The sequence below is a fragment of the Bradyrhizobium sp. WCU1 genome, assembly GCF_053474805.1.
Window position 1 is genome coordinate 2,826,660 of record NZ_CM130280.1, and the last position, 26,553, is coordinate 2,853,212.

Below are 26,553 nucleotides of genomic sequence, written 5' to 3' on the forward strand. Positions count from 1 at the left end.
CATGACAAAAGGCCATTCATCACTCGAGGTGAACAGGATTCATCCATTGGATGCCCCGGATCCGCGGGTCATCCCGCCGCTTGCGGCGCTGCTCGCCTTCGAGCGCGCCGCGACGCAGCTCAGCTTCCGCCGCGCCGCCCGCGACCTGTCGCTGAGCCCGTCGGCGATCAGCCACCAGATCCGCGGGCTGGAACAACAGTTCGGCACCAGGCTGTTCGTCCGCGGCGCGCGCTCGGTGCGGCTGACCGCGGACGGCGAACGCTACCTCGCAAAGGTGTCGGCGGCGCTGGCAATGCTGGACGAGGCGAGCCGCGACATGCTGCGGCAGCGCGGCGAGAGCGGCGGGGAACTGTGGATCAGCTCACTGCCGTTCTTCACCGGCGCGGTGCTGCTGCCGGCGCTGCCGGAGTTCAAGCGGCGCCATCCGCAACTGACGCTGCGGATCGAGGCCACCCATCAATATGCCGACTTCAACGGCTCCCGCGTCGACGTCGCGATCCGCTACGGCCGGGAACATGCCGCCGGGCTGAGGGTCGAGCCGCTGGTCCAGGTCAGGGGATTGCCGGTCTGCACGCCGGCGCTGGTCAAGGCCGGGCTGCGCAGCCCGGCGGACCTGTCGCGCGAGGTGCTGATCCACGTCACGACGCAACCGCGGGCGTGGCCGGCCTGGCTGAAGGAGGCCGGTTTGCCTCACCTCGCCCCGCGCGGGCATCTTTGGCTCGACAGCGTGCCGGCGGTGCTGGAAGCCGCCGAGCATGGGCTCGGCGTGGCACTGGCGTTGGCGCCCCTGATCAAGGCGCGGCCGGGCTTCGGCAAGAAGCTGGTAGCGCCATTCGCGTTCGAGCCCACGCACAGCGAGACGATCTATCTGGTCTCCCGCACCGAGCAGGCCCGCGATCGCCGCATTGCGGCGGTGCGGCGCTGGATCGCCGATGCGGTGGCGCGCGCGAGCTAGACCGTGGCGGGTACAGGCTCTGCCAGGACGCAGCGTGCCTGGTGGCCGGGCGCGACTTGCACGTTCGGCGGCAGGCTTTCACTGCAGCGCGGTTCGGCGAACTTGCACCGCGGCGCAAACGAGCAGCTCGCCGGTGCGTGGTCGAGCGAGGGCGGCGTGCCCGGGATGGTCTCGAGCCGCTGGCCGCGCATCGCGCCGTGAATGGTCGAGGCCAGCAACCCGTTGGCATAGGGATGCACCGGCGTGCGCACGATCTCGCGCAAGGCGCCCTGCTCCACGATCTGCCCGGCATACATCACCGCGACCCGGTCACAGATCTCGATCGCAACGCCGATGTCGTGGGTGACGAAGATAACCGACATCCCGAACTCGCGCTGCAACTCGCGCAGCAGCAACAGGATCTGTATCTGCACCGTGGCATCGAGCGCGGTGGTCGGCTCGTCCGCAAGCAGGATCTTCGGCTTGCAGGCCAGCGCCAGCGCGATCATCGCACGCTGACGCATGCCGCCCGACATCTCGTGCGGATAGGACTCCAGCCGCCGCTTCGCCGAGGGGATCCGCACCACTTCGAGCATCTCAAGCGCACGGGCCGTGGCCTCGCGCTCGCTCTTGCCCTCGTGCCGCATCACCGTCTCGGCGATCTGGCGCCCGATGGTGTAGACCGGATCGAGCGCCAGCGCCGGCTCCTGGAAGATCATCGAGACGGTCTGGCCGCGGAATGCGGACAGCGCCTCGTCGTCCATCGCCAGCACCTCCCGGCCCAGCACCTTGACGCTGCCGGAGATCTGCGTGCGCTTTCGCGGCAGCAGCCGCATCAGCGCGCGCAAGGTCACGCTCTTGCCCGACCCGGACTCGCCTAGCAGCCCCAACACCTCGCCCTCGCCGAGCGACAGGCTGAGATCATTCACGGCATGGACCGTGCGATCGCCGGTGAAACGGATGTTGAGGTTGTTGATCTCGACGAGATTGGTCATGCGAGCTTGGGTACCCTGGCGTGGAAATCGGTCGCGCGCTGGAAAGCAGCGCCGATCCGGAGCAGCGTCGCCTCCTCGAAGGAGCGGCCGATCAGCTGCATGCCGACCGGCAGACCCGTCCTGGTGAAGCCGGAGGGAATCGAGAGCGACGGCAGGCCGAGATAGTTGACCGGGCGGGTGAACCGCGTCAGCCGCTGGATCACCGCCTCCGCACCCGGACCGTTACCGACATCGCTCTCGGCGATTGTCGGCGCCGGCACCGGCGAGGACGGCGCGATGACAGCATCGATCCCGGTGACCGCCGCATTGTGCGCGGCGAGCGCGGGCCCGCGCCAGCGCATCGCCTCGAGATAGGTGACGGCGGGAATGGTCAGGCCGTTCTGCAGCCGCATCAGCACCTGCGCGCCGTAATCCTGCGGCCGCTCGATCATCCAGCGCTTGTGGAAGGCGGCGGCCTCGGCCGCGAGCACCAGTTGCGACGCCCCGCTGAGCTGACGCTGATCCGGCAGCTCGACCGTGACGATCTCGGCACCTTCCTTCTTGAGGGTGGCAACCGTCTCGTCGAGGACGCGTGCCACCTCGGGATTGAGGTCATCGACGTAGAAGGCCGTCGGCACGCCGATCTTGAGACCCTTCAGCGACTGCCTGGTCGCAGCCAAATAGTCCGGCACCGGCTGCGTCGACGCGGTGAGATCTTCGGGATCGGCACCGGCCATCAGGCCAAGCAGCAGCGCGCAATCCTCCGCGGTCTGCGCCAGGGGACCGACGGTATCGAGCGACTGCGACAGCGGCATCGCGCCGGCGCGGCTGACGCGGCCGACGGTGGTCTTCAGGCCGGTAACACCGCAGAAATGCGCAGGCATCCGCACCGAACCGCCGGTGTCGGAGCCGAGCGCGGCGAAGGTCAGCCGCGCGGCGACCGCCGAGCCCGAACCCGACGACGAACCGCCGGTGATGTGCTCGGTGTTCCAGGGATTGCGCACCGGGCCGTAATGCACGTTATGACCAGTCGGCCCATAGGCGAACTCGACCATCTGCAGCGAGCCGAGCCGGACTTGGCCGGCATCCTTCAGCCGCTGCAACGCAGTCGCGGTCGTCTTCGGCACGAAGTCGCGGCGGATCAGCGAGCCGCAGGTCACGACCTTGCCGGCGTCGTAATACATGTCCTTGTGCGCCAGCGGCACGCCATGCAGCGCGCCACGGCTGTCGCCCCTGGCGAGGGAGGCGTCGGCCTCGGTGGCAGCGGCGAGCGCCTGCTCGGATTCGATCGCCATGAAGGCGTTGAGGCGCGGCTGCCACTCGGCAATGCGATGCAGCACGGCGCGCGTCACCTCATGCGAGGAGACCTTCTTCTCAGCGATCGCCTTGGCAACCGCGGTCAGCGTCATCAGGGCCGGATCAGAGCTCATTTCGACACCTTTGCGATCTGCGCCAGCAGGAAGCTCGCGGGTTCGAGATCGAACGGCAACGTGCCGGCGATCGGTGCGAAGCCGTCGAATGCCGGCCCGATCGAATTGGCGATCCGGGTGGCGACCTCGTCGTCAGCGGGCACGTCGGCAACGTGCGCGATCACCTTGACATCTTTTGGCGTGGGTCTGGTCATGCCGCGTTTTCTCCTTTTGCTTTTGCCGGCGCGCGGCTGTGCCCCGAGCCAGCAATGGCCATGTAGCACGCCGCTTGATGGCCCATTGTATCGAGATCGCTGAGTTTTGGCGTGTCGTTTGCGCAGAGCGGCTCCGCAAACGGACAACGGGTGTGAAACCGGCAACCCGGCGGCGGATCGATCGGGTTGGGCGGATCGCCGGAGATCGGCGGCACCTCGGTGCGCTTGTCGGGATCGGATGACGGCATCGCCGCCAGCAGCGCGCGGGTATAGGGATGCGCCGGCGCGTCCCAGACCGCATCGACCGGGCCGAGCTCGACGACCTCGCCGAGATACATCACCAGCACGCGGTCAGAGATGTAGCGGACGACGTTGAGATCGTGGCTGATGAACAGATAGGTCAGGCCGAATTCGCGCTTCAGATCGGCGAGCAGATTGAGCACCTGCGCCTCGACCGACTTGTCGAGCGCGGAGACCGCCTCATCGAGAATCACGAGCCGCGGCGAGAGCGCGAGCGCACGGGCGATGTTGACGCGCTGGCGCTGGCCGCCGGACACTTCGTGCGGATAGCGATTGGCGAAGATCTCCGGCCGCAATCCGACCTTGCCGAGCAGTTCGCGCGCCAGCGTCCGCGCCGTGTCGTCGGCCATGCCATGGACCTTTGGTCCGAACGCAATCGACTCCTCGATGGTGAGGCGCGGGTTGAGCGACGCGTAGCTGTCCTGAAACACCATCTGCACGCCGCGCCGCAGATCGCGCAGCGAGAGCGCCGGCCCGACCTGCCTCCCGTCATAGATGATGTCGCCGGCATCGCGCGTCATCAAATGCATCAGCAGCCGTGCCGTGGTCGATTTGCCGCAGCCGGACTCGCCCACGATGCCGACGGTCTCGCCTTTCATGACCGAGAACGTGACGTCGTCGACGGCGCGCACGGTCTTGCGCGGACTGAACAGCCCGCCGCGCACCGGGAAGTGCTTTGTCAGCCCGTTGACGTGCAGCAGTGGCTGCGCGGCGCCGCCGATGTCGGCGACCGGCTCCAGCATGTCGATTGGAGTGGTTGTATCGATCATGTCGAGCACGCGGGGATTACCCCTGCCCACCGGGCAGAGGTCGGCGCGTAGCGCCGGGTGAGGGCCTTAGGTCTCACGAGAGGGTATAACCCCTCACCCAGATCGCATCTAACGATGCGATCTGACCTCTCCCACAAGGGGAGAGGTGAACCGTCGTTGCGGGGAGAGATTGCGAGTATGGTCATCGCACTAGTTCCTGATGTCCATGGCGCTGCGCATGCCGTCGCTGAGCAGGTTGAAACAGATCGAGACCGCGAAGATCATCGCGCCGGGCAGCGCTGCGACCCAGGGATTGACATAGATCGCGGTGCGCAGCGTGTTCAGCATCAAGCCCCATTCCGGCTCCGGCGGCTTTGTCCCCAGCCCGAGGAAAGACAGGCCGGCGGCGAGGATCATGGACACCGAGATCAAGCCAGTGGCGTAGACGAAGATCGGGCCAAGCACATTGCCGAGCATGTGCACACGCATGATCGTGAAGGGACCGGCACCGGAGGCCCGCGCCGCCTCGACGAAGTCCATGTTGCGGACGCCGGTGGTGACGCTTTCGGCGACGCGGGTGATCTGCGGCACGAACACGATGGTCAGCGACACGATCGAATTGGTGATGCCGGCTCCGAGCGCGCCCGAGATCGCGATCGCCAGCAGCACCGAGGGGAAGGCGTAGAACACGTCGACGGTCCGCATGATCGCGGTGTTGAGCTTGCCGCCGACATAGCCGGCAACGAGGCCGAGCGAGGTCCCGATCGCAAAGGCGAAGATCACCGGCAGGATGCCGATCACCAATGAGAGACGGCCGCCATAGATCAGGCGCGCCAGCATGTCGCGACCGAGTTCGTCGGTGCCGAGCGGATAGCCCGGCGTGCCGATATGGCGCAGGCGCCGGATCATCGAGCCCTGATAGGGATCGGCGAGATGCAGCCACGGCGCCAGCAGCGCCGAGGCGAAGATCAGCAGCAGGACGACGGCGCAGGCCATGCTGACCTTGTCGCGCCTGATCCGTCGCCCGACCGTCGCCCAGTAGCCGCGCGCCTTGCTCGCGGGTGCGGCCTGCAATGCGGTATCGCTCATCGCACTCATGCGAAGCCTCTTGGTTGGAGCATGATCTCCGCGGAAAACCGGTCTCCACTTTTCCGGATCATGCTCTAGCTCCGCTTGATGCGCGGATCGATCGCGGCCTGCGCGATGTCGACCAGGAGATTGAGCAGCACGAAGAACAGCGCCAGCACCAGGATCGTGCCCTGCAGCAGCGGCAGATCGCGCTGGAAGATCGCGGAGTTCAAGAGCAGGCCAGAACCCGGCCAGGAGAACACGGTCTCGATCAGGATCGAGCCGCCGAGCATGTAGCCGAGCTGAAGTCCCATCACCGCGAGCGCGGTCGGCGCCGCGTTCTTGATGACGTGACGAAACACGCCGGTCTCGCGCAGGCCCTTGGCGCGGAGCGCTTCGACGAAATCCTGGCTCAGGATGTCGCCGGTCAGCGCACGCACCGTGCGGGTGACGATGCCCATCGGGATCACTGAAGTCGTGATCGCAGGCAGCACCAGATAGCGCAGATGCTCCCAGTCCCACGCCCAGGCTCCGGAGCCGCCGGGCCCGGCGCCGACCGCGGGCAGCCAGTTGAGCTGCACCGAGAAGATGATGACCAGCACCATGCCGAGCCAGTAATGCGGTAGCGAGACGCCGGCGATGGCGATCGAGGTCGCGACCTTGTCGACCCAGGTGTCGCGGAAATAGCCGGCGATCAGGCCGAACAGCAGGCCGAGCGTGAAGCCGATCATCGCGGCCGCGATCGCCAGCATCACGGTGTTGCCGACCGCGCGCATCACCTCCGACAGGACCGGCCGCCCGGTCGCAATCGAATTGCCGAGATCGCCATGGATCGCGCGCCACAGCCACAGGCCGAATTGCACGGGCAATGGGCGATCAAAGCCGTAGGCGCTGCGCAGTTGCGCGGCGAGCTCCTGCGAGGCATCGGCGGGCAGCACCGCAACCAGCGGGTCGCCGGGCGTGATGTGCACCAGGAGGAAGCACACCAGCGCCACGCTGAGCACGATCGGAATGACGTAGACGATCCGTCTGGACGTATAGGCGAGCACGTTGCGTTCTCTCTTCCTTCTCCCTTTGTGGGAGAAGGTGGCGCGCGAGGCGCGCCGGGTGAGGGGTTCTGTCCGCGGCTACAGTCAGTTCACGACAATAAGGAGTGTCCGCGGAGACAACCCTCACCGGCTTCGCTTTCAGCGAGGCCACCCTCTCCCAAAAGGGGAGAGGGTGCACCGATCACGTTGCCGGCATCACGGCGCGACCGTGACCGGCGAGAAGTCGACGAACCAGCTCTTCGGCTGCACGAAGCCCTTCACCTTCGGGCTCATCGCCCGCGGCGCGACGTCGTGGGCGACGTAGAGGAACGCCGCATCATCGACCGAGGCCGCATGCAGCTCGGCGAGCGCCGCGTCGCGCGCCGCCGGCTCGAAGGTCTGGCGCGCCTTCTTCACTAGCTCGTCAAACTTCGGATTGTTGTTGAAGCCCCAATTGTTGGAGACCGGCGGCGCCATGCCGGACTGCAGGAAGCGCACCAGCGCGAAGAACGGATCCATCGCCGCATAGGTGACGTTGATCGCGTTCGAACCGTTGGCCGACGGATCCTTGGTGCCGCGCCGCCAGTTGGTGAACAGCGTGTTCCACTCGATGACGTCGAGCTGCACATCGAAGTAGCACTCCGCCAACGCCTGTTGCAGATATTCGTTCATCGGCAGCGGCAGCATCTGGCCCGAACCCGACGCCGAGGTCTGGATCTTGACCGTCAGCTTCTTGTTCGGACCGAAGCCCGCCTCCTGCATCAGCTTCTGGGCGGCCGGCTTGTCGTACTTGATCTGGAAGGTCGGATTGCCGCGCCAGGGATGGCCCGGCTCGAACGTGCCGGTCGCCGGCACCATCAGGCCTGCGAGCAGACCGTCGCGCAGCCCTTCGCGATCGATGCAGAGGTTGGCGGCCTTGCGGACGCGGATGTCATTCCACGGCGAGCCCTCGACGCGGGAAAACTGCCAGGGCCAGACATGCGGCTCCTCGTTGGAATAGAGGTTGAAGCCACGCTGCTTGATCTCGGGCAATGCGTCCGGCGCCGGCGCCTCGATCCAGTTGACCTGCCCGGACAGCAGCGCCGCGGTGCGCGCATTGGCCTCCGGCATCGGCAACAGCACCATCTTGTCAGTCTTCGGCACGCGGGCCTTGTCCCAATAGTTCTCGTTCTTCACCAGCTCGAGCCGCTCGCGCGGGGTGAAGCTCGACATCTTCCAGGGGCCGGTGCCCGACGCGTCCTTGGCGAATGCGGCCCATGCGGCCTGCGACTTCGCCTTGGCGTCGGCGCCTTCGGCCTTGTCGTAGAACTGCTGCCACTTGGCCGGGCTCGCCATGAACAGATTGGTGAGGTTGATCGGCAGGAAGCTGTCCGGCTCCTTGGTGGTCAGCTCCACCGTCATGTCGTCGATCTTGCGCGCCGAGACCAAGGTCGGCATGCGCGAAGCGGTGACGCCGACCTGGCTCGCGTCGTATTGCGGCGCATCCTGCTTCAGCACCTTGTCGACGTTCCAGACCACCGCGTCGGCATTGAACGGCGAGCCATCATGAAAGCTGACGCCGGGACGCAGCTTGAAAACCCACTTGGTCTTGTCGGCATCGTCGACCTTCCACTCGGTGGCAAGGCCCGGGATCATCGCGCTGGCCTTGTCCGACGACGACAGGTCCCACATCGTCAGCGCGTCATATATCGTCAAGCCAGTGAAGCGGTTGCCTTCAAAACCCTGGTCGGGCTGACCGAGCGTGCGCGGAATATCGGCAGCCGTCATGCCAATACGCAGCACGGTCTCGGCGCCGGCGATCGCCGGCACGCCGGCAGCAATCGCGAGCGCCAGCATGAATGCCGTCGCATTGGTCTTGTTGTTACGCATCTCAGCAACCCCTTCGAAGTCTGGTGACGTTTTGGTGATTATTTCTTGGGCAAGCGTATGCAATGCCTGTGCCAAGGGGAATAGTTCTTCAGCAAATAACCGCCGGGCGCGTCATTTCTTCCTACCTTAGGCTAAGACGGGGCAATGCTGCCTATTCTGGCATCATGCTTGCAAGTTTTGGCTCCGACTTCCCACCAACGGAGCCTTTCACATGCGTGCGCGCAATTCGATCCTGATGGCGGCAATGGCGCTTGCCCTGACCGCGGGCTGGCCCGGCATGTCGGCACGGGCGGAGTCCGTTGTGCGCTACGGCATTTCGATGGCCGACATTCCGCTGACGACCGGCCAGCCCGATCGCGGTGCCGGCGCCTATCAGTTCACCGCCTACACGATCTACGATCCGCTGGTGGCCTGGGAAATGGATGTTGCCGACCGGCCCGGCAAACTGGTGCCCGGGCTTGCGACCGAATGGAAGGTCGACGATGCCGACAAGACCAAGTGGCGCTTCACGCTGCGCAAGGGCGTCAAGTTTCATGACGGCAGTGACTTCAACGCCGATGCCGTGATCTGGAATCTCGACAAGGTGCTGAACGATAAGGCACCGCAATTCGACAAGCGGCAGAGCGCGCAGGTGAAAACCCGCCTGCCCTCGGTTGCGAGCTACGCCAAGATCGACGACTTCACTGTCGAGATCACCACCAAGACAGTCGATTCCTTCTTTCCCTACCAGATGCTCTGGTTCCTGGTCTCGAGCCCGGCGCAATACGACAAGCTCGGCAAGGACTGGGACAAGTTCGCAAGCCAGCCCTCCGGCACCGGCCCGTTCAAGCTGACCAAGCTGGTGCCGCGCGAGCTCGCTGAGCTGACCAAGAACCCGGACTATTGGGACAAGAAGCGGCTGGCAAAGGCCGACAAGCTGATCCTGATCCCGATGCCGGAGGCGCTGACCCGCACCAACGCGCTGCTCGCCGGGCAGGTTGATCTGATCGAGACGCCGGCGCCCGACGCCGTACCGCAGCTCAAGGCCGCCGGCATGAGGATCGTCGACAATGTGACGCCGCATGTCTGGAACTATCATCTGAGCGTGCTTCCGGGCTCGCCCTGGACCGACATCCGCCTGCGCAAGGCGCTCAACCTCGCGATCGACCGCGACGCCGTGGTCGGCCTGATGAGCGGCCTCGCCAAGCCGGCCAAGGGCCAGGTCGACCCGTCGAGCCCGTGGTTCGGCAAGCCGACCTTCGAGCTGAAATACGATCTCGCGGCCGCAAAGAAGCTGGTGGAGGAAGCCGGCTATTCAAAGGACAAGCCGCTGAAGACGACCTTCATCATCGCCCAAGGCGGCACCGGGCAGATGCTGTCGCTGCCGATGAACGAATTCCTGCAGCAAAGCTTCAAGGAGATCGGCATCGATATCGACTTCAAGGTGGTCGAGCTCGAGACGTTGTACTCGCATTGGCGCAAGGGCGCAGCCGACGAGATGAATGCCGGCATCACCGCCAACAACATCGCCTATGTCACCTCGGACCCGCTCTACGCCATCGTGCGGTTCTTCCATTCCGGCCAAGTGGCGCCGACGGGCGTCAACTGGGGCGGCTACAAGAATCCGAAGGTCGACGCCTTGATCGACGAGGCCAAGCAGACCTTCGACAGCGCCAAACAAGACGCACTGCTGGCGCAGGCGCACGCGCTGATCGTCGACGACGCCGCGCTGGTCTGGGTGGTGCACGACACCAATCCGCACGCGCTGTCGCCGAAGGTGAAGACCTTCGTGCAGGCGCAGCACTGGTTCCAGGACCTGACGCAGATCGGGCTGGAGTAGATCTCCCCATCGTCGTCCCGGCGCAGGCCCTAAAGCGCGATGAGATTTGGTTGAATCGCCTTGGCGCGGTCTTGGTTCACCTCTCCCCGCCGGGGAGAGGTCGGATTGCGCAGCAATCCGGGTGAGGGCTCCCGCTCTCGCGATAGACCGCAACCCCTCACCCGATTTGCTGCGCAAATCGACCTCTCCCAAGGGAGAGGTGAACTTTCAACGCCGTTCCAGCTCGATCTAATCTCATCATGCTTGGCGCAGGCCGGGACGACAGCGAGTTTGCGACGCCTATTTCGTCGTCAACGCAAATGCGCCGTCCCAATCATCCGGCGGCGGCTCCTTCTGGAAGGCGCGGATGCGTGCCTCGTAGAGGCGGTAGAGATATTGCAAGGCCTGCGCCTCGTCGGTCTTGCGGCCACGCTCGATCGCGGCGAGCGCGCCATCCCAATCGCGGCTGCGGTAGCAGGCCAGCATCTCGATGGTCAGGTTGCGCAGCCGCTGGAAGCGGCCGGAGCCGGCGACGTCCTCACGCCCGGCGATCGCATAGATCACCTCGGGCTCCTTCTTGCCCTTCACCATGATGAAGTCGAGCTCGAGGATGGCGAACTTCTCCTTCACCGCGAGCGCGGTCTTCGACCCCACGATGATCGGGAAGCCGTACTCCTTGGATTGCCCCTCGAGACGCGAGGCCAGATTGACGCTGTCGCCGAACACCGAATAGTCGAAGCGCACATCGGAGCCCATGTTGCCGACCACGCAGGTGCCGGTGTTGAGACCGACGCCGATGTTGAGCGGCACATAGACGTGGCCACCCTCCTTCGCCTCCTGCTCGCGCGCGCGGTTGAGGTCGTCGACGCGCTCCAGCATGTCGAGCGCAGCGTCGCAGGCGTTGAGCTGGTGCTGCTTGTCGTCGAGCGGCGCGTTCCAGAACGCCATGATGGCGTCGCCCATATATTTGTCGATGGTGCCCTTGCGGGCGAGGATCGCGTTGGAGAGCGGTGTGAGGAAACGATTCATCAGCGCCGTGAGGCCCTGCGGATCGCTCTTGTAGGTCTCCGAGATCGAGGTGAAGCCGCGCATGTCCGAGAACATGATTGTCATCTCGCGCTCCTCGCCGCCGAGCACGAGCCGCTCCGGCGACTGCGCCAGCTGCTCGACCAGCGCGGGCGACATGTACTGCACGAACTGCGACCTGATCTGCCGACGCTGCTGCTGCTCGCGCACGAAGGCGGAGAAGATCAGCGTCAGGTAGATCGCCGTGGTCGACATCAGCGGATAGGTGAAATCGATCAGGAGCCGGTGCTGCGAATAGAAATACCAGGACGTACCGATCAGCACCGAGGCAAACAGGCCGCCGACGACGACCAGCGTCACCGGACCGAATTTCGGCGCGAAGGCGATGACCAGCAGCCCCATGATCATCGCGGCAAAGAACTCGATGGCGATGCCGTAGCTCGGCTGTGAAACGACGTCGCCGGTCAGCGCGCTCTCCAGCACCTGGGCATGAACCTCGACCCCGGGCATGGCCGGCGTCACCGGCGTGGTCTTGATGTCGTTCAGCCCGACCGAGGAGGTGCCGATCAGGATCAGCTTGCCGGCGATTCTGTCCGGCGAGACCCGCCCATCCAGCACATCGACGGCCGAAACATAGATCGAGGGGTCGCGGCGGGCATAATGGATCCAGAGCTGGCCGTAGAGGTCGGTCGGGATCGCAAAGCCCGTGATGCCGAGGCTCTGGATGCCGCCCTTGTCGGCCTTGATCAGGATGGTGCCGGAGCCGCCGGCCACCCGCAGCATTTCGAACGTCAGCGACGGCATGGTGACGCCCTGCGCGACCATCATCATCGGCACCCGCCTGACGATGCCGTCGCGCTCCGGCCTGATCGTGAACAGGCCCCGCCCGGCGGCGGCCTCCTCGAGCACCGGCACGTTGCGCAACAATCCGGGAAACTCGAACATGAACTGCTGCGGCTCCTCGCCGAGCATTGCAAGCCCGGTGACCGGCAGCTTTTCGTTGAGGTCGGCGCGCACATTGGGCGCGCCGGATTCGCCGAGCACCACGCGCGAGTTCTTGATGGCGTCGGCCAGGATGCTGTCATTGCTCGGTAGCTGCCGCAGCCTGGCGCGCATCTCCTCATCGAGGCTGCTGAACGTATCGGCCGCGATATCGGGATTGAGGCGGTCGGGCTCGGAGAACACCGAGTCGAACGCGATCACCACGGCGCCGAGCCGGGTCAGGTTGATGACGATGTCGGCGAGCCGCGTCCGCGGCCACGGCCATTGCCCGAGCCGGGGATCGGCGAGGCTCTTCTCGTCGATATCGACGATGGTGACGGGCCGCGCGGTCTTCTTCCGGGGTTCGAGCACCTGAAATGTGTCGAACGTCCTGACGCGAATCTCCTGCACCGGAGCCGGATCGGCGGCCCGCAGCGCGGCAAAGCCGACCAATAGCGCCACGCAGGCCAGCCGCGCATAGCCGAAGCGCCGTCCGAACCACCTTCGTATCGCCTTCAGCCGTCTCATGCCATCTGGATATCACGCACGGCGAGTTGTTCCAATGGAGCAGGCATGCGCGCTGCACAACCAGCCAGATCCGGCGCACCGCCGATGGCGGCACGGCCGCACAGCCGTCACGTGACGTGAAGCAGGAAGTCGTTGTGGCCGAGCGCCGCGGGACTGACGTTGCGCAGCGTGATGGTGTCGGCGCTGTCGATCGTGATCAGGGTATCCGCCGCGTTGGTCGGCGATGCCGCGACGTGCTGGCTGATCCAGGTATCGACATCGCCCGTCGATACCACCGCGGTGAGATCGATATGGTCGATGCCGGGCTTGAAGTTCAAAATCGTGTCGTGGTTGAAGTTCGGCGCGAACACGAACTGGTCCTGATAACCCGCCGTCCCGAACAGCACGTCCTTGCCAGCGGTGCTGGTCAGGGTCACCGGCGCGGTCGGATTTTGCTGGACGTTGAAGATCAGGTTGACCGTATCGCTCGCGCCGTTGCCGTCGGTCACGGAGGGCGTGACGGTGTCGGTCGGCGCGGTGCCGGGGTGATAGGTGAGTGCCGACGATACCAGCGCCGCGTTGATGTCGGCGAGGTGCCCCGCTTGCGCGGGCGGTGTCACGCTGCTGCCCGAACCGACCGTCGTCGCCGCCAGCAGAAAGTTCTCGGTAGCCGTGGCGTCGATATCCGTCACGGTGAGGCCGGAGATCGTGTCCGTCCCGTTTGGATTCTCGGTGATGCTGATGTTGTCGGTGTGGATCACAGGCGCATCGTTGGCGCCGATGACGTCGACCGTCAGCGTCGCCGTTCCGACGGCGCCGTGCACGTCGACCGTCTCGACGGTGAAGGTGTCGGCATAGGTCCCCTTGGGCAGCGCGTTGATCGCGGCAGCATCGGGAACGTAGCTGTAGGTGCCGTTGGGGTTGACGGTGAGCAAGCCGTAGAGACCTGTGATCTGCGTGACCGCGGCGTGGTCGGAATTGAGGGCGGCATAGGTCAGCGTCGCCGTCTCGCCGTCGTCGACGTCGTGGCCGTGCAGCGTGCCGGTGAGTGGGCTGAACGTGTCGTAGGCGGCGGTATCGGTCAGCGTGCCGGCATTGACGTCGGCGAGCGTCGGCGCGTCGTTGGCGCCGTGGATGGTGATCGTCACGGGCGTGTTGACGATGCCGCCATGATGATCGTCGAGCTGGATCGTGTAGGTCAGCGTCAGCGTCTCGCCGGCGGCGAGATAGTCGAAATTCTTGTCCGCGGCCGAGAACGTCCAGGCCTGCGATCCGGTCATCCCGTTCGTCGAATCCGTCAGCGTCCCCAGCGACAGCCAGTTCAGGATGGTGGATTGATCCTTGGGCAGGCCTGCGGTCGCCCCGGCTTCGGCGACGCCGGTGATGGTCATCGTGTGGGTGTCGCTGAGGTCCACATCGGTGAAGGTCACCACGCCCGATGCGCTGTCCGGCTTGGATGAGCCCGTGGTGTTGGGCTGCTCGGCGATGCTGGCCGTCTGCGCCGCCGACGTGACCGTCGGCACGTCGTTGCTGCCGGTGATCGTGATCGTCACCGGCTGGCTGACCACACCACCATGATGGTCGTCGACCTGGATCGTGTAGGTCAGCGTCAACGTCTCGCCGGCGGCGAGATAGTCGAAACTCTTGTCCGCGGCCGAGAACGTCCAGGCCTGCGATCCGGTCACATGGCCGGTCGAATCCGTCAGCGCCCCAAGCGACAGCCAGTTCAGGATCGTTGGCTCGCTCTCAGGCAGGCCCGTGGTCGTCCCCTGCTCGGTCACTCTGGTGATGGACACGGTGTGGGTGTCGCTGAGATCGACGTCGGCAAATCCCACCACGCCCTGGGCCACGTCCGGCTTCGATGAACCCGTCGTATCGGGCTGCTCGGCGATGGTCGCGGTCTGCGGCTCGGTGGTGAATGTCGGAACGTCGTTGGTGCCCGTGATGGTGATGGTGACGGGCTGGGTGACGACGCCGCCATGATGGTCGTCGACCTGGATCAGGTAAGTCAGCGTCAGCTTCTCGCCGGCCGCGAGATAGTCGAAACTCTTGTCGGCGGCCGAGAAAGTCCAGACGTCCGTTCCGGTCACGCCGCCGGTCGAATCCTTCAGCGTGCCGAGCGACATCCAGCTCAGCACCGTCGCCTGATCGGGGAGCCCTGACGTGACGCCGGCTTCGGTGACACCGGCGACGGTGACGCTGTGGGTGTCGCTGAGATCGACGTCGGTGAAGGTCACCGTGCCGGACGCGGTATCGTGGCTCACCGAACCGGTCGTCTCCGGCACCTCGGTGATGGTTGCCGCCTGCGTCGGCGACGTGATCACCGGCTTGTCGTCGGTGCCGACGATCGTGATCGTGACGGGGACCGTGACGACGCCGCCATGCTGGTCATCGATCTGGATCGTGTAGACCAGAGTCAGCGTCTCGCCGGCGGCGAGATAATCGAAACTCTTGTCGGTTGCCGAGAACGTCCAGGCGCGCGATCCCATCACGCCATCGGTCGAATCGGTCAGCGCGCCCAGCGACAGCCAGCTTAGCACGGTGGCGTGGTCGGCGAGTCCCGTGGTGACGCCGGCTTCGGTGACGCCGGTGATGGTGACCGTATGCGTGTCGGTCAGATCCGCATCGGTGAACGTGATCGCGCCGTGCGCGGTATCCGGCGCGGCGGAATTCGTCGTCCATGGCAGCTCGGTGATCGAAGCGACCTGCGGCGCAGATGTCACCACCGGCGTGTCGTTGGTACCGGTGATCGTGATGGTGATGGTCTTGAACGCGGTCTCGTTGCTCGGCGCATAGTTGTTATCGACGCGCACCAGATAGGTCAGCGTCAAGGTCTCGCCGGCGGCCAGGAAGTCGAAGGCGCCGTCGGCAAGGCTGTAGGTCCAGGTCGCCGAGCCGACATTGGTGTTGTTCGGATCGCTCTGCAGCAGCAACGGGATCTCGACCGCCTTGATGGCCGCCAGTTCCGCCGCCGTCAGCTGCGAGGTCACGTCCTTGCCGCCGGCGTCGTGGTAGCTGAACGTGCTGAAGCTGACCGCCGCACTGGGCCTGTCGCCGAGATTGACGTCCGTCCAGGTGATCTGGCCGGTCACCGTGTCGGGCAGCGCGCTATGGGTCAGCCCGGCCTGTTCGGTGAACGAAGCATTCTGGGTCACGACATGCGGCGCACCGGGAGCGTGGTCGGGCTTCGCGGAAGCGGCCTCTGGCCCGGCATTGCCGGTCAGGGCCAGCAGCAAGCTTGTCGGCAGGATCACATCGCCGGTCGCGAGCTTGAGGATTGTCGTGACCGGGACGATGCTGTCGGTGAAGTTCGTCGTAAGCTTGGTGTTGGGATTGTTGTTGTCGGTAAACTTCAGCGCGAAGACGTCCGAGATCAGCTTCTGCGCATCGGTCGACAGCTGCGCCGACGAGACGAAGCTGACGCTGCCCTGGCCGTTGACGATGGTCTGGGTGCCGGCCTGATCGACGGTTGCGATCGGATTGAGCGTCGTCTTGTCGAACAGGATGTAGGAGCCGGTGCTGCCGTCGGGCTCGACCAGCACCTGAAATTTGGCCGGCGGCACGCCGCCCGAGCCCTGCACGTCGAAATCGATCTCGACCAGCACCGCGGTGCCGCGGATGCCCATGGTCGCGACCGGCGTATCGACCTTCATGTCGCCATGCTTGGCGGTGGCGCCGGCGACGAACGAGATGGTGCCCGAGACGAGGCTCATCAGCGACGAATTGCTCGACCCGTTCGGGTCGTAGATCATCTCGTTCAGCACCATCTTGGCGTTCGGTCCGAGACCGAACACGGTGCCGTCGATGAAGGTGATGCCGAGCGTCGAGTCGCTGCCCGACTGCACCACATCGCCCTTGTTGACGTTGTCACCCTGGTTCAGGACAACAGCGACGCCGTTGCGGATGGCGGTGGCGCCGCCCGTGAGCTTGGTGACATGGCCGATGACCTTGGCCGGCTCCGCCGCGCCGCCGGCCTGGGCATATTGGGTGTAACCGGTGAGTGCGTTGACGAGGTTGCCGGTGAGGTGCGCGCCTTCAGGCGAGGCCAGCGCCGCGCGCTTCTCGCCCTTGAAATAGTCGTGCAGGACGAGTTCCCGATCGTCCTTCGAGATGACGAGATCGAGCCCGGTTCGCTTGAAGTCGCCGGTGAACAGCAATTGCCCGTCGTCGACCGTGATCGCGCCAGGCGGAGCATTCGAGGTAACGCTTTCGACGTATGCCGATCCGCGGGCGTAAGCGTCCGCGCTCGGCAAATGGCCGTCGAATTTCTCGACAAAGTTCACTGCGGATCACCGCACGAGGGTTAATATTGGTAAAATATCCGAATGATTACGCCTGCATATCATCGGATAAAGCTTGGCGAAACCATCCTTTGCTTTCGCAAGGTGCTCCGGTCGCGCGGTTTGAGCGGATGTGACTTGGCTCACTCTCACATGAGTCGTGTATTCCGAACTCGCCTGACGGTACCATGAGATGGGATTTGAGCCAAGATGGGTAGTGAGCCACGTATTCGTGGTATTGACTGGCATTTCTGTACTTGCCTTTATTTCCCCGCAGCCCCGAGAGGGCATTTGACCCGATTTTTCCGGCTAAAGCTGTGACTTGGCTTACAAATCGCAGCTATCCCATGCGCGGATTGGCCGGGTTAACCAGTAGGCAAGGATGAGGCGTTTCGCGGTGGAAAAAGGTTCGCGGGTTCGTTTCACAAACCGGTAAAGTTTTCGGGACCCGGGCCACGCGCCCTTCAGCCTCCTGCCCGGATTTCCCACCTCTTAAGTCGATTCGAAGGGTCGTTTGCGATGCTGTCGGCATCAAACGATCCGTCGCGTGCGCGGTGTAATCTCCACCCGCCGATGAGCGGACAGGGGGTGTCACATGGGATTCTCGCTTCGCTCGTTTGCGCTGCGCTCCGTCGTGTTAGGCTTCGGCCTGGTTCTGGCCGCGCCAATTGTCGAGCTCAATGCCGCCTCGCTCCTGTCGCCCGGCCCGGCGACCCTGCTCAGACAATCAACCGAACCGTTCGGCCTGGCGACCAACCTGCTTGCCGGCGGCGGCCTGCATGACAAATGGCGCGGGGTGCAGCGCCAGCTGGCCGACGAATTGGCGCAGCTTGCAGCCTGCGAAAGCGACCGCGCGGGCTGCGCATCGCCTGAGGCGCTGCGGTTCCTGGCGATCGTCGATGCCGGCCGGGCACGCGATGGCCGCGCCCGGTTCGGTGAGATCAACCGCGCGATCAATCTGGCGATCCGCCCGGGCAGCGATCTTGCGACCTACGGCGAGCCAGACGTCTGGTCCACGCCGCTCGCCACATTCGCCCGCGGCAGCGGCGATTGCGAAGACTATGCGATCGCGAAGTTCGTCGCGCTCGCCAAGGCCGGCGTCGCGCCGGACGATTTGCGCATCGTGGTCATGCATGACCTGCTCGGCGGCGAGGACCACGCCGTAGTCGCGGCGCGGCTCGACGGCCACTGGCTGATGCTCGACAACCGCCGCATGGCGATGATCGAGGACACCGATATCAGGAGCTTCCGGCCGACCTTTGTGATCGACCAGAACGGCGTCAACCGGTATGGCGATGCGCGGCTCGTCGCCGAGACCGCGTGGCGGCCTCAAGCGCGGTGAACTGAGGCGACGCCTGCCGCCGGCGGCGACATCGGAATGCTGAGCCGGACCTAAAGCGCGATGAGATTTGGTTGAATCATCATCGCGCTTCAGACCTTTGTTTGAGCATGATCTTTTCGGAAAACCGCTTCGCACTTTTCCGGATCATGCTTTAGAGCAGCTGGCGCGCCGCGAAGTCCGCGAACGGGCCAGGGCGCGCGACAAGTTCGGCGTAACTTCCCACCTGGACCACCTTGCCGCCCGACAGCATGATGATGCGGTCGGCCTGGCGTACGGTACTCAATCGATGTGCGATGACGAGGCGCGTGATAGGAAGCCGCTCCAGCGAAGCTGCGACGATCGCCTGTGTCCGATTGTCGAGCGCGCTGGTCGCCTCGTCAAAGAGCAGGATCCGAGGCGCCCGCGCAAGCGCCCGGGCGATCATGACCCGCTGCCGCTGGCCGCCGGAGAGCGTGTTGAAGCCTTCGGAAACCAGCGTATGCATACCCATCGGCATCTGCTGGATGTCGGTGTCGAGACCGGCCTGCCTCGCTGCCTCCCAGGCCTTGTCCTGCGACAGATCGATGCCGCCGCAGATGTTCTCGTAGAGGCTGCCCGTCGCCAATTTGGTGTCCTGAAGCACCACGCCGAGTTGTCGGCGCACCGCACTGATGTCCAGCGTGTTGAGCGCCTTGCCGTCATAGAAGACGGAGCCCGTCTCCGGCTGCTCGAAGCCGAGCAGCAATCGCAGCAGCGACGATTTTCCGCTGCCCGACGGGCCGACGATGGCGACATATTCTCCGCGCTGAATCTTCAACGTGACATCGTCGAGCACCGGCGGACCACCTTGCGCATATCGGAAGCCGACGCCGGAAAGCTCGATCTCACCGGACAGCGCTCCGGGTGGCCTGCGCTCTTCGCCGATCTCGGCGGCAGTTGACATCAATGGCTTCAACCGCGCCAGCTGCGGGACGGCAACCAGCGCTTCACTGATGCTCGACGCCCAGTTGCCGACCGATGCCAAGGTCTGGCCGAAAGCCGCCAGGAAGCCGAGGAAAGCGCCGAGATCGCGCAGGATCTCGCTGTTGTCATGGAAGGCAATCGCGAAGATGACGAGCGTCGCAAGTGTCGGATAGGAACTCTCGAACGCGCTGAGCGCATTCGAGACCTTCTGCGACGCGGTGAAATAGCGCTTCTGGACCGAGAAGCGTTCCGACCACAGGGCGAGCGCGCGTCCGGTCGCCCGGGCCACACGCAGCTTGCCAACGCCGGTGATCAACTGGAGAACGAAGCCGCCGATCTTTCCCTGCAGATCGAGGTAGCGGGCTTCGTAATAGATACGCAGCCCGCCGGCGGCCATGATCGCGGCCGCACGCACCGCCACCAGCAGAACGGCGATGCTCCCCAGCTTGACGTCGTAATACAACATCAGGGCGATGCTGAAGAGGCAGAACAGAAGCGCCGTGAGGCCGCGGAGATTATGGACGGTCAACGTCTTGCGGACGGCGTCGATGCCCATCGATCGATCCACCAGATCGCCTGCCGTGTAATCGCGAAACAGGGAGGCCGGCAACCTGAGCAGCCGATCGATCAGCGCCGCCTGAAGCCTGTATTCCGCGAGGCCCTCGAGCCGCAGCATCGCCATCCCCTGCACGACCTGCAGGCCGGCGATGGAGAGCGCAGTTTTGTGATGGAGCGCACGCGCGGCCACGCGCCTCGCCGCAAGCGCGGCCGTGCAGGGCGTTCCTGAGAGGCTTTGCAAGCACCGCTCCCAGCGCAACCGTCTGGGTCGTAGGCGGACAGGGCTGCTGACGGCCGGTCGCCTGCCTCCATCATCCCACGATCTCAGGAGAACAACATGCGTTCGAATACCACGTCCTAGTCAGATCCTCGCCTCGCGTTGACCGCTGAGCAGTTCGAGGCCGTCAGTGGCGGCATGAGGAACATGGATACTCCCGCCTACAAGGCTTTCGCCCCGGGTCTGATGCAGGGCTTCGCCGAGGCCGGCGGAGTTGTCCTCCTCAGTTCGGATGGTTGCTAGCTCGATCCCATCCGACGAAGAGGCCGCTTCGCTTGAGCGGCCTCTTCCCACAACGCCATGATCCTCTCGGGAATCCAGTGTCAGCTTTTCCGGATCATGCTCTGGACTAGAACATCAGGTTATCCTTCACCAGAACCCAGCGGCCGCCCTTGACCTGCTGCACCTGGGTGATGGTGTTGGCGAGATGATCCGTCTTGGAGAACTTGGTCGGCGGCGAACTGAAAATGTCGAGGAACTTGTCGCCTGACTCCAGCGCATCCAGCATCTTCTGGCCGGTGAGATCCTTGCCCGCCTTCTGGGCGTAGAACGCGAACGTCATCACCGCGTTGTAGCCGATGATCGCCTGGGTGTTGGCGTCGGTGTTGAACATCTTCTTGTAGTTGACGAGCCAGTCCTTCACCTTGCCCTTGGCGGTGTCCTCGTAGGGAATTTCGAAGCCCGAGGCCGCATAGAGGCCCTCGACGGCTTCCTTGCCGAGCGCGGGCACTTCGAGCACGTTGGTCGGCGTAGCGCCGAGGAAGGTCACGTCCCAGCCGAGTTTCCTGGCCTCGTTCATCGCGCCGATGGTCTCGCGGATCACGGTGCCGAGCACGACGAGATCGCAGCCGTCGGCCTTCATCTTGGCAACCTGCGCCGAGAAGTCGGAGGCGCCGCGCTTGTAGCTTGTGGTCGAAGCCGGCTGCACCTTCATCGCAGCGAGCTGCTGATTGAAGCCGTCGAGCACGTTCTTACCGTACTCGTCGTCCTGATGCAGGATGCAGGGCTTCTTGAAGTTCTTCCAGTCCATCATGTATTTGAGCGCGGCGCGCGTGCTTTCGACATAGGGCAGCAGGTTGTTGAACTTCAGCCGTTCCTGCGGCTTGCTCGGATCGAATTTGAAGGTGAATTCGGCGGCTGTCAGCGGGAACAGCTGCAGCACGCCGGCATCGAACAGGATGTCCTGCGCGGCCAGCGTCGGCGCCGAACCCATCGAGCCGATCATCGCAAAGATCTTGTCGCGCTCGACCATCTTCTGCGAGGCCAGCACGCCCTTCTTCGGGTCGTAGCCATTGTCCTCCAGAATCATCCTGATCTTGCGGCCGTTGATGCCGCCGCTGGCGTTGATCTCCTCAACCGCCATCTTCATGCCGTTGGACACCGGAACACCCCAGACCTTGATCGGGCCGGACAGGTCCTGATGCGTTCCGATCACGATCTCGGCCGGCGAGATGCCTTCATTGGTGACCTTGGTCTGGGCTGCGGCCGGCAGACAGGTCAGCGCCAGCGCGCTGACCGCAAAGCCCAGCGCCTTCAGCGATTTCGACATTGCAGTCTCCTCCTTCACAACGGCCCATGGTGAGCGAAGGGTCGGGCCTTCTCGCTCCTTCGCCAAACGTCTTATCGCCTGCTACGCGACTGCGCGTTCGCCATACATGGCGTCGATCTCGGCCGCGTAGCGCTTGTTCACGAAGCTGCGCTTCAGCTTCATGGTCGGCGTCAGCTCCTCGTCCTCTGGGGTGAGCTGACGTTCGATCAGGTAGAATTTCTTGATGGTCTCGACCCGCGCGAACTTCGCGTTGACCGCCTCGACCTCGCGGTGGATCAGGTCCTGGATCTCGCGGGCACGGCACAGGCTCGCGTAGTTGGTAAACGGGATGTCCTGGTCCTGGGCGTATTTCTCGACATTCTCCTGATCGATCATGATCAGGCAGGTCAGGTATGGCCGCTTGTCGCCGATCACGACCGCGTCCGAGACGTAGGGCGAGAATTTGAGCTGGTTCTCGATCTCGGACGGCGTGATGTTCTTGCCGCCTGACGTGATGATGATGTCCTTCATCCGGTCGGTGATCTTCACAAAGCCTTCATTGTCGATCGTGCCGACATCGCCGGTGTGCAGCCAGCCCTTCGCGTCGATCGTCTCGGCGGTCTTCTCCGGCTGGTTGAGATAGCCCATGAACAGGTAGTCGCCCTTGATCAGGATCTCGCCCCTCGGGCAGATCATCACCTCGCCCCAGGGCGCGGCCTTGCCGACCGAGCCGAGCTTGATGCGGTCCGCCGGCATCATGGTCGCCACGCCGCAATTCTCGGTCTGGCCATAGACCTCGCGCATGTCGATGCCGAGCGCGAGATACCAGCGGATCAGATCCGGCGAGATCGGCGCCGCGCCGGTCAATGCGATCCGGCAACGGTCGAGCCCGAGCATGCGGCGGATGTTGCGGAACACGAGCCAATAGGCGGCACGGTTGGCGAGCCGCAGCGACAGCGGCGGCGTCTCGCCCTCCAGCCGGCATTCGGTCATCCGGTTTCCGATCGCGAGCGCGCGGGCGTACATCCAGTTCTGGAACGGGGTCGCGTCCTTCAGCGCGATGGTGATGCCCGAATAGAACTTCTCCCAGATCCGCGGCACCGCGAGGAACGCGGTCGGCTGCACCTCGCGCAGATTATCCGGCACCGTCTCCGGGCTTTCGGCAAAATTCATCACCGAGCCGAGCGCGAGCGAGATGTAGTAGCCGCCGACCCGCTCGGCGACATGGCAGAGCGGCAGGAACACCAGCCGTTCCTCGCTGTCGGTCGAAGGGTAGAGATCGTTGGCGTGGCGCATCTGGTGCGTCACGCTGCGGTTGGAGTGCATCGCGCCCTTGGGCGGGCCCGTGGTGCCCGACGTATAGACCAGGATCGCGAGATCGGACGCGGTGCGGCTGCCGGTCATTTCATCCCACAGGGCATCATTGCCCTGCGCATGATTGCGGCCGAGTGCCGTGAACTCGGCGAGCGACAGCACCATCGGATCGGAGAAGCCGGAGAGGCCCTCCATGTCGAACACCACGATCCTGTCCAGCGTCGGACAGCGCGACCGGCAGGTCAGCACCTTGTCGAGCTGCTCCTCGTCTTCGACGAAGATCACCCGGGTGCAGGAATCATTGAGAAGGTATTCGACCTGCGCCGCCGCATCGGTCGGGTAAATGCCGGAGGAGACGCCCCCGGCGCACAGGATGCCCATGTCGGCATAGACCCATTCCGGCACCGCGTTGGCGATGATCGAGGCGACGTCGCCGGGGCGGAAGCCGGTCGCATGCAGGGCGCAGGCGATGTCCCTGGATATCTCAAGCCATTCGCGCCAGCTGGTCGGCTGCCAGATGCCGAACTTCTTCTCGCGGATCGCGGGCCTGTCGCCGCGCGTTTGCACCGCGAGCAGAAAGCTCCTCGCGATCGTGTCGGCGACCGTCAGCACCGCTGGTCCTGCCATGCGCGCTCCCTCCTCTGCCGCCCGTCTCACGCGCCGGCCTTGTTGCCGGTCTTGTTCGCGAAACAGGCCTGAAATCTAACTCCGACTCGCTCTCAGTGCCAAACCAACTTTAGTCAGCACCAAACCTCCCTAACGCCACGTCTTCTTCTTTTTCCAGCGCCGCTCGCCCCGCGCGCCGGCTTCCTTGGCGCCGAGATAGAACTCCTGGATATCGGGTGAACTCATCAGCCGCTCACAGGTATCGTTCATGACGACGCGGCCGATCTCCAGCACATAGCCGTAATGCGCCGTCTCCAGCGCGATCTTGGCGTTCTGCTCGACCAGCAGGATCGACATGCCGTGCTCCTGATTGACGCGGCGGATGATGGTGAAGATCTCCTTCACCAGGATCGGCGACAGCCCGAGCGACGGCTCGTCGAGCAGCAGCAGCGTCGGCCGGTTCATCAACGCCCGCCCGATCGCCAGCATCTGCTGCTCGCCGCCCGACAACTGCCCGGCGGGCTGGCCGAGCCGCTCCTTCAGCCGTGGAAAATAGCCGTAGACGCGCTCGAGGTCCTGCGCCACACCGTCGCGGTCCCGGCGCAGATAGGCGCCCATCATCAGGTTCTCGCGCACCGACAGGAACGGAAACACCTCGCGCCCCTCCGGCACATGGCTGAGGCCGAGCCGCACGATCCGATCGGCCTCCATGCGCTGGATCGGCTTGCCGAGGAATTCGATCGAGCCCTTCTGCGGGTCGAGGATGCCGGAGATCGTCTTCAGCACCGTGGTCTTGCCGGCGCCATTGGCGCCGAGCAGCGTCACAATCTGGCCGCGCGGCACCTGGAGGCTGATGCCGCGGATCGCCATGATCGGCCCGTAATAGCTTTCGACGTTGGAAAGCTTCAGGATGATGTCCGGTGTGCTCATGGCATCATCCTCATGCGCCGAGATAGGCTGCGACGACGTCGGGATGGTGCTGCACCTCGGACGGCGAGCCCATCGCCAGCACGCGGCCGTAATTCAGCGCAATGACGCGATCGGAGACCCGGTTGACCAGTGTCATGTCGTGCTCGACCATCAGCACGGTGATGCCGAGCTCGCTCTTCATGTCGCGGATCCAGAACGACATGTCGTCGGTCTCCTCGACATTGAGGCCTGACGACGGCTCGTCGAGCAGGATCAGCTTCGGCTCCGAGCACAGCGCGCGCGCCAACTCGATCACCTTGCGCACGCCGTAAGGCAGGCCCGAAATCAGCTTGTCGCGGTAAGGCTCGAGGTCGAGGAATTCGATCACCTGCTCGACCCGGCGGCGATGCGCCTTCTCGCCGGCGCGGACGCTCGGCAGGAATAGCAGCTCCTGCCAGAGCCGGGTGGTCGAATGGCGATGCCGGCCGACCAGGAGATTGCTCAGCACGGTCGCGTTCTCGAACAGTTCGATGTTCTGGAAGGTGCGCGCGATGCCGAGTTTCGCGATATCGTAGGCCGGCTGCTGGGTGATGTCCTGATCCTCGAAGAAGATCCGGCCCGAGGTCGGCGGGTAGATGCGCGAGATCAGGTTGAAGATCGAGCTCTTGCCGGCGCCGTTCGGCCCGATGATCGAGAGGATCTCGCCCTTCTCGACCGCGAAGCTGACGGCATCGACCGCCTTGAGGCCGCCGAAATGCAACGACAGGTTCTCGGCGCGGAAATAGCTCATCGGTTCCGCTCCGATTTCACATAGATCTTCTGCCGCTTGAAGGTGGCGCGCTTGTACAGCGGGAAGAGCTGGAAGAAGAGTTTGATCTTGAGCCAGCGGCCGTAGAGCCCGAGGGGTTCAAACAGCACGAACACCACGATGATGATGCCGTAGATCGCGCCCTTCAGCCCGTTTGCCGAGGCGAAGGCTGCGACCGCATCCTGGATGCGGCCGGCGCGCTCCGTGCCCGCGCCCAGTGCGGCCGCGGTGCCAGCGATCACGCTGGGCATGTCGTCCTTCAGGTAGGTCAGGAACGGATCGATCATGACCAGGAAGATCGCGCCCAGCACCGCGCCGTGCAGGCTGAAGGTGCCGCCGATCAGGATCACGATGATGAACTCGATCGAGAGCTGCAAGGTGAACATCTCAGGCGAGATGAAGGACAGCTTGTGCGCGAACAGCACGCCGGCCAAGCCGGTGATACCAGCCGAGATCGCGAACGACTTCACCTTGTAGAGCGCGACATTGATGCCCATGCTGCGCGCTGCGGTCTCGCTGTCGCGGATCGCGACAAAGGCCCGTCCGGTCGGGGAGCGCAGCAGATTGAGCGTGCCGACGATGGTCAGCACCAGCACCGCAAGGCAGATATAATAGAAGGTCGGGCCGTCGCGCGACACCGTGGTGCCGAGCAGTTGCATGGCCTTGATCCGCATGCCCTCATTGCCGTTGGTCACGCTTTCCCAGCGCGCCAGGATTTCCTCGACGATGAAGGCAAACGAGATCGTGGCGATCACCAGATAGATGCCCTGCAGCCGCAGCGCCGGAAATCCGACCAGTGCGCCGACGACGCCGGTCAACAGCCCCGCGGCGAGGAAGTAGACCGGAAACGGCACGTTGAACTGCTGCAGATAGGCCGCGGTGTAGGCGCCGATCGCCAGGAAGGCGGCGTGGCCGAGCGAGGCCTGTCCGGTAAAGCCGGTCAGGATCATCAGCCCGACGCCGACGGTCGCATAGATGCAGACGAAGACCAGCTGGCTCATCAGATAGCTCGACAGCACGTAGGGCGCGATCAGCAGCACCGCGAGCAGCAGGCCGTAGGAATAGACGTAGCCGGAATGCGGCAACAGCCTGATGTCGTCTTCGTAATCGGTCTTGAAGAGAAACCGCATA

Annotated in this window: 18 protein-coding genes; 3 read left to right on the top strand and 15 right to left on the bottom strand. The window is 64.4% G+C overall.

Annotated features, from left to right (window positions below; all coding sequences use genetic code 11):
• Positions 1-46 precede the first annotated feature (46 nt).
• Positions 47-955 carry a LysR substrate-binding domain-containing protein gene (locus ACTUWL_RS13140; protein ID WP_021080300.1) on the top strand — a complete coding sequence of 303 codons (909 nt, stop codon included), beginning with the start codon at positions 47-49 and terminating at the stop codon, positions 953-955.
• On the opposite strand, the gene ACTUWL_RS13145 is transcribed toward ACTUWL_RS13140, so the two are convergent.
• The 7 genes from ACTUWL_RS13145 to ACTUWL_RS13175 all read right to left on the bottom strand — a co-directional run bounded on the left by ACTUWL_RS13145 (position 952) and on the right by ACTUWL_RS13175 (position 8,513).
• Positions 952-1,929 carry an ABC transporter ATP-binding protein gene (locus ACTUWL_RS13145; protein ID WP_021080299.1) on the bottom strand — a complete coding sequence of 326 codons (978 nt, stop codon included), beginning with the start codon at positions 1,927-1,929 and terminating at the stop codon, positions 952-954. The genes ACTUWL_RS13140 and ACTUWL_RS13145 overlap by 4 nt on opposite strands.
• Positions 1,926-3,338, bottom strand: a complete 1,413-nt coding sequence (locus ACTUWL_RS13150; protein ID WP_021080298.1) for an Asp-tRNA(Asn)/Glu-tRNA(Gln) amidotransferase GatCAB subunit A — start codon at positions 3,336-3,338, stop codon at positions 1,926-1,928. Before ACTUWL_RS13150 ends, ACTUWL_RS13145 begins: the two co-directional genes overlap by 4 nt.
• Entirely contained in the window at positions 3,335-3,532 is a 198-nt protein-coding gene (locus ACTUWL_RS13155; protein WP_021080297.1) for a hypothetical protein, read from the bottom strand. The genes ACTUWL_RS13150 and ACTUWL_RS13155 overlap by 4 nt, the downstream gene beginning before the upstream one ends.
• Positions 3,529-4,602: an ABC transporter ATP-binding protein gene (locus ACTUWL_RS13160; protein ID WP_035652196.1), complete on the bottom strand. Its 1,074-nt coding sequence runs from the start codon at positions 4,600-4,602 to the stop codon at positions 3,529-3,531. Before ACTUWL_RS13160 ends, ACTUWL_RS13155 begins: the two co-directional genes overlap by 4 nt.
• A gap of 189 nt (positions 4,603-4,791) precedes the next feature.
• Positions 4,792-5,679 (bottom strand): ABC transporter permease, encoded by an 888-nt coding sequence (locus ACTUWL_RS13165; protein WP_021080295.1) that lies wholly within the window; start codon positions 5,677-5,679, stop codon positions 4,792-4,794.
• Between the two features lie 65 nt (positions 5,680-5,744).
• Positions 5,745-6,698: an ABC transporter permease gene (locus tag ACTUWL_RS13170; RefSeq protein WP_021080294.1), complete on the bottom strand. Its 954-nt coding sequence runs from the start codon at positions 6,696-6,698 to the stop codon at positions 5,745-5,747.
• A gap of 195 nt (positions 6,699-6,893) precedes the next feature.
• Positions 6,894-8,513, bottom strand: coding sequence for an ABC transporter substrate-binding protein (locus ACTUWL_RS13175; RefSeq protein WP_291734306.1), 1,620 nt, complete (start codon positions 8,511-8,513; stop codon positions 6,894-6,896).
• Positions 8,514-8,757: 244 nt separating this feature from the next.
• Here ACTUWL_RS13175 and ACTUWL_RS13180 point away from each other — a divergent pair, with 244 nt between their 5' ends.
• Positions 8,758-10,365, top strand: coding sequence for an ABC transporter substrate-binding protein (locus tag ACTUWL_RS13180; protein ID WP_021080292.1), 1,608 nt, complete (start codon positions 8,758-8,760; stop codon positions 10,363-10,365).
• A gap of 279 nt (positions 10,366-10,644) precedes the next feature.
• Here the strand turns inward: ACTUWL_RS13180 and ACTUWL_RS13185 are convergent, their stop codons facing one another.
• Positions 10,645-12,879, bottom strand: a complete 2,235-nt coding sequence (locus ACTUWL_RS13185) for a CHASE2 domain-containing protein (protein WP_021080291.1) — start codon at positions 12,877-12,879, stop codon at positions 10,645-10,647.
• Positions 12,880-12,986: 107 nt separating this feature from the next.
• Positions 12,987-17,141 (bottom strand): VCBS domain-containing protein, encoded by a 4,155-nt coding sequence (locus tag ACTUWL_RS13190; RefSeq protein ID WP_021080290.1) that lies wholly within the window; start codon positions 17,139-17,141, stop codon positions 12,987-12,989.
• 592 nt (positions 17,142-17,733) lie between these two features.
• Here ACTUWL_RS13190 and ACTUWL_RS13195 point away from each other — a divergent pair.
• The gene (locus ACTUWL_RS13195) at positions 17,734-18,480 is read left to right on the top strand and encodes a transglutaminase-like cysteine peptidase (protein WP_021080289.1); all 747 of its coding nucleotides are present in this window, start codon (positions 17,734-17,736) and stop codon (positions 18,478-18,480) included.
• 151 nt (positions 18,481-18,631) lie between these two features.
• Here the strand turns inward: ACTUWL_RS13195 and ACTUWL_RS13200 are convergent, their stop codons facing one another.
• The 6 genes from ACTUWL_RS13200 to ACTUWL_RS13225 all read right to left on the bottom strand — a co-directional run bounded on the left by ACTUWL_RS13200 (position 18,632) and on the right by ACTUWL_RS13225 (position 26,552).
• Positions 18,632-20,221, bottom strand: a complete 1,590-nt coding sequence (locus tag ACTUWL_RS13200) for an ATP-binding cassette domain-containing protein (RefSeq protein ID WP_021080288.1) — start codon at positions 20,219-20,221, stop codon at positions 18,632-18,634.
• Between the two features lie 385 nt (positions 20,222-20,606).
• Positions 20,607-21,806: an ABC transporter substrate-binding protein gene (locus ACTUWL_RS13205; protein WP_021080287.1), complete on the bottom strand. Its 1,200-nt coding sequence runs from the start codon at positions 21,804-21,806 to the stop codon at positions 20,607-20,609.
• An 81-nt stretch (positions 21,807-21,887) separates the two neighbouring features.
• Positions 21,888-23,726 carry an AMP-dependent synthetase/ligase gene (locus ACTUWL_RS13210; protein ID WP_021080286.1) on the bottom strand — a complete coding sequence of 613 codons (1,839 nt, stop codon included), beginning with the start codon at positions 23,724-23,726 and terminating at the stop codon, positions 21,888-21,890.
• A gap of 129 nt (positions 23,727-23,855) precedes the next feature.
• Positions 23,856-24,635, bottom strand: coding sequence for an ABC transporter ATP-binding protein (locus tag ACTUWL_RS13215; protein WP_021080285.1), 780 nt, complete (start codon positions 24,633-24,635; stop codon positions 23,856-23,858).
• A 10-nt stretch (positions 24,636-24,645) separates the two neighbouring features.
• On the bottom strand, positions 24,646-25,404 hold the full coding sequence (locus ACTUWL_RS13220; RefSeq protein ID WP_021080284.1) for an ABC transporter ATP-binding protein: 759 nt from the start codon (positions 25,402-25,404) through the stop codon (positions 24,646-24,648).
• Positions 25,401-26,552 (bottom strand): branched-chain amino acid ABC transporter permease, encoded by a 1,152-nt coding sequence (locus tag ACTUWL_RS13225; RefSeq protein ID WP_021080283.1) that lies wholly within the window; start codon positions 26,550-26,552, stop codon positions 25,401-25,403. Before ACTUWL_RS13225 ends, ACTUWL_RS13220 begins: the two co-directional genes overlap by 4 nt.
• Position 26,553: the final 1 nt, after the last annotated feature.